General features: G+C 56.4%; 4 protein-coding genes. 1 reads left to right on the top strand and 3 read right to left on the bottom strand.

Annotated features, from left to right (window positions below; translation table 11 throughout):
• On the bottom strand, positions 1–324 hold a 324-nt coding region (locus VNL17_06600), incomplete at its 3' end, for a hypothetical protein (GenBank protein HXI83744.1).
• A gap of 251 nt (positions 325–575) precedes the next feature.
• Here VNL17_06600 and VNL17_06605 point away from each other — a divergent pair.
• Entirely contained in the window at positions 576–1,139 is a 564-nt protein-coding gene (locus VNL17_06605; protein HXI83745.1) for a TetR/AcrR family transcriptional regulator, read from the top strand.
• Between the two features lie 16 nt (positions 1,140–1,155).
• Here the strand turns inward: VNL17_06605 and VNL17_06610 are convergent, their stop codons facing one another.
• Positions 1,156–1,368, bottom strand: a complete 213-nt coding sequence (locus tag VNL17_06610) for a hypothetical protein (protein HXI83746.1) — start codon at positions 1,366–1,368, stop codon at positions 1,156–1,158.
• A gap of 181 nt (positions 1,369–1,549) precedes the next feature.
• Positions 1,550–2,596, bottom strand: a 1,047-nt coding sequence (locus VNL17_06615; GenBank protein ID HXI83747.1) for a glycoside hydrolase family 3 C-terminal domain-containing protein, incomplete at its 5' end; no start/stop codon positions are given.

The raw sequence follows: 2,596 nt of genomic DNA on the forward strand, positions 1-2,596 counted from the left end.
CACGAGGTAGATAAATGTGTTGGCCCAAGCAGGATCATCGTCGTCGGGCACCCAGTACCCGACGACATTGAGATCATGCTTGGCTTGTAGCTTGGAAACGTCGCGAAAGATCGACTCGAGGGCCGGCACTTTGCCGGGCACAGTGTGATAAACCATGAGCTCGAATACGTGATTGCTGTCGGCCCGCGCTTGATTCACGTGCATTAGGCGGCCAGTAAGGAGCGATCCGGCGGCAAAGGAGAGCAATGCGGTGCCGCAGACAATCCATCCTTTGAACTTCCAGCGATTGCGCACTGCCATGACTGGTTCATGGTTCGTCTTCATGAGTTCCTTCTCCTCCGTTGGTTTGTCGCCCTGCATACAGTCAGTTGACTGACTGACACGATACTCAAAACCGGATGGTGGCGTCAACGCCCTCGGGCGACTCATGCAACTTGCTCTCCCAAGGAGGCGCCGGCCGATTTGTTCGCACTTGCTGCCGCGCCTTATTATGAAATCCTATGCGCCCGGCCATTGACGTTGACATCCCCTCGAACTTAACATGTAAGCTAGTCAACTGACTATTGGACGGAGTGATGCCAAAATTGAAAGCAAACAACCGGACGCGGCTCCTTCAAGCCGCCGAAAAGGTCACCTACCGGCATGGGTTCGGCAACACGGCGCTCGCTGACATCGCGGAGGAGGCCAGGGTCCCACTGGGCAACGTCTACTACTACTTCAAGACGAAGGACCAAATTGGCAATGCAATTGTGGAACTGCGCGTCTCGCGATTCAGGAGATTGCTGCAGGAGTTGGACAGAGCAGATTCTCCCAGAGAGCGGCTGTGCGGCTTCGTGCAGATAAAAATCAACAATCGCGAGACGCTGGCGCGCAGTGGCTGTCCTGTCGGGACCTTGTGCTCCGAACTGCATAAGCATGGCGGCGCAGTGGCAAAGAAATCGACGGTGTTGTTCGCGGAGGCTCTGGCATGGATGGAAGCGCAATTCAAGGCACTTGGCAAAGGTGATGATTCGCCTGGACTCGCCGTACATCTTCTATCCGCAACACAAGGCCTATCGGTGCTGGCTCACACTTTCCACGACCCCGGGATGATCGATATGGAGGCGGCGCGACTCAAGCAATGGATTCGCGCGCTCTAGTTGTAATTCCAGGAACTCACAACTTCACGGCAACCAAACGGCTGACCGAGGCGGGACTAATCGAGGGTCCGACGAGCGGCCCGCACCGGAATTGGACGATGCGCGACGCCGCTATTATCGGTTGTCGGCCCTCGGCAGGCGCGTGCTCGTCGCTGAATGCGATCTCCGGCAGGAATTGGTTCGTACCATTCGAGTGAAACAAGGCATGGTGACGGAATGAGTTTGGCATAGCGGATCTACCGGCGGCCGGCGCAAGCCTTTCCGCACGAATTCAAATTGGCCTATGGCACAGAGGTGATGCAGCTCGGGGAAGACGTTGTGGAGGAAATAGCCAAGAGGCATGGAGCTGCCGGACTGATCCGGGTATTCTGCGGGCAGGCGGCAACTAAGTTACAAATAGGCAGGCGTAATTATCTGTCGGCCACAGTCAAAGTCGTTTCGATCAAGTCGACGGAATTCCCGCCCACCATGATTTTGAAGGTCCCCGGCTCGACGACGCGATGCATATCGCGATTCAGGAATGACAGCTCTCCGAAACCGAGGGCGAACTCGACGGACTTCGTTTGTCCTGGATCAAGGGTGATCCTTCGAAAGCCGCGCATCTCTTTGACGGGACGAGTGACAGAACTGATTTCATCGCGAACGTAGAGCTGAACGACTTCGTCTCCCTGAAGCTTGCTCGTGTTGGTCACGTTTACGCTGACGTGCGCCGTACCTTCGGGACCGATGGTATCGGGCGTCACACGGAGATTGTCGTACTTGAACGTGGAATAGCTCAAACCCCAGCCAAAGGGATAGAGCGGCTCGGTGGTGCTGCCGAGATATTCTCGTTTTGCCGAAGGTTTTTGATAGTAGTAATCGGGAAGCTGGCCGACCGAGCGAGGCACGGTGATAGGCAATCTGCCGCCAGGGTTGTAGTCGCCAAACAATACTTCCGCAGCTGCGGTGCCGCCCTCCTGGCCGAGATACCAGCCATCAAGAATCGCCGGAACATTTTCGGCGAGGTAGGTGATCGCATTGGGCCGGCCATGCAGCAGAAGGACAACGACGGGCTTGTGAGTCGCAAACATGGCCTTTGCGAGGTCGTCCTGATTGCCGAGCAAGGTGAGATCATCGCGGTCGCCCTTGTGCTCGGGAGCCCACGCTTCACGGGACGTTTGCTCGTTGTCGCCCAGAACGAGAATTATGACGTCAGCTTTCTGGGCGGTTTTGACAGCATCGGCGATGCGCTTGGCATTCAGCGCCGGTTCGCCAATCACAACTTTGTCCGCATTCCAATCCGGTGGCGTTTCGGTGATCTTGGTGCCTTCCGCATAAAGGACTTCCAAACCCGATCCAACGCGGTTCTTGATACCCTGCAAAATGCTGATGCCGCGGCCCGGGTTGTTACTGTAGCCGCCCAGATGAACCTCAGCTGCGTTCGGGCCGATTACGGCGATGCGCTTGTACTTTGAAGC

Source organism: Verrucomicrobiia bacterium, from assembly GCA_035577545.1.
GTDB lineage: Bacteria > Verrucomicrobiota > Verrucomicrobiia > Palsa-1439 > Palsa-1439 > Palsa-1439.

Bases quoted from the DNA above. Each gene is read 5' to 3' on its own strand.
- VNL17_06610 (HXI83746.1), bottom strand. From the start codon at position 1,368: ATGCCAAACTCATTCCGTCACCATGCCTTGTTTCACTCGAATGGTACG.
- VNL17_06605 (HXI83745.1), top strand. From the start codon at position 576: ATGCCAAAATTGAAAGCAAACAACCGGACGCGGCTCCTTCAAGCCGCC.